This window comes from Brevibacillus sp. HB2.2 (assembly GCF_013284275.1).
GTDB classification, from domain to species: domain Bacteria; phylum Bacillota; class Bacilli; order Brevibacillales; family Brevibacillaceae; genus Brevibacillus; species Brevibacillus brevis_D.
Window position 1 is genome coordinate 1 of the sequence record NZ_JABSUV010000092.1, and the last position, 1,513, is coordinate 1,513.

Annotated in this window: 1 protein-coding gene; it reads right to left on the reverse strand. The window is 50.4% G+C overall.

Annotated features, from left to right (window positions below; all coding sequences use genetic code 11):
- On the reverse strand, nt 1–1,513 hold a 1,513-nt coding region (locus tag HP401_RS29415; protein ID WP_254457239.1), incomplete at both ends, for a condensation domain-containing protein.

Below are 1,513 nucleotides of genomic sequence, written 5' to 3' on the forward strand. Positions count from 1 at the left end.
CACTGCAATTTGATTCGGGAAACGCATCGCGGTCTGCTGGAACAATTGATCCACGCGTTGATCTCGTGGGTAAGCCGTCGTGGTGTTGTTCCATTCCACCAGCAGCTGCTCTCGTTCTGCCTGAGGCAAAAGCTGCAATTGGGCAATGGTCTGCTCCGGCATCTGAACGATGGCTTCGAGTAAGTGATGGAAGTGCTGGGACATACGCACGATCGTCGTTTCATCAAACAGCGCTGTATTGTACTCAAATGTCGCAATCAACCCGTTTGGTCTTTCAGCCATCGTCAACGTCAGGTCGAACTTGGCCGTGACGAGGTGTTTGTCCATATCGAATTCCGATACGCGAATGCCAGCCTTTTCGTCTAAATCTAGCTGGAAGTTCTGGAGGACAAACATCACCTGGAACAGTGGCGAGTAGCTGAGACTACGCTCTAGCGCTAGTTCATCGACCAATTTTTCAAACGGTAAGTCCTGATGAGCATAGGCTTCTAGCGCTGTCTCCTTCACTCTTGCCAGTAAGTCACGGAATGTCGGTTCCCCTGACATATCCGTACGGAGCACCATTGTATTAATGAAGAAACCGATGAGTGACTCGATCTCCTCTCGATTTCGTCCTGCAACCGGGCTTCCGACGAGGATGTCTTCCTGTCCACTGTAGCGGTAGAGCATAGTTTGGAAGGCAGCCAGCAAGGTCATGAACAGCGTCGATCCTTCTTCACGGCTGAGCACACTCAATTTTTCTAACAGTTCAGCTGAAAGCGTAAAGGTATACATCGCGCCAGCATGGCTTTGAACGGATGGACGCGGACGATCTGTCGGCAAAACCAATAGTGGTTCGGCATCGACTAGCTTTTCTTTCCAGTACGCTAGCTGTCGCGTAAGCACATCTTCTTCCATCCACTTCCGTTGCCATACAGCGTAATCCGCGTACTGCAATGTCAGATCGGCTAATCCAGGTTCTTTTTCGTAAACAAATGCTTCGTACAGGGCTCTCATTTCTTTGATGAAAATACCGATTGACCAGCCATCGAAAATGATATGGTGCATGTTAAATAAGAAGACGGCCTCTTGCTCGCTTACGCGAATCAAGGTGGTACGGAACAACGGACCTTCGCTCAGGGTAAATGGCGTAGCTGCCTCGATTCCTGCCAAGCGCTGTGTTTCTGCTTCGCACTCGTCTGCTGGTAGCTCCCGCAAGTCGATTACGCGTAGCGACTGCTCTTGGTAAGGGTGAATGATTTGTACAGCTTGACCATCTACGTGGTCAAAGGTTGTCCGCAAGCTTTCGTGACGCTGGATCAGTACCTGCAAGCTCTTGTTCCACGCCTCGATATTCAGATCCCCATGCAATCGCATGGCTGACGGAATGTTATACAAAGCACTGTCTGGCATCAGGCGATCCAGGAACCACAGACGCTGCTGCGCAAAGGACAATGGCAGATGACCTTCCCGTGAAACAGGTACGATCGAAGCTCCCGTTGTTTCTTGCAAAAAGCTTCCGAGTGCTTCGGAT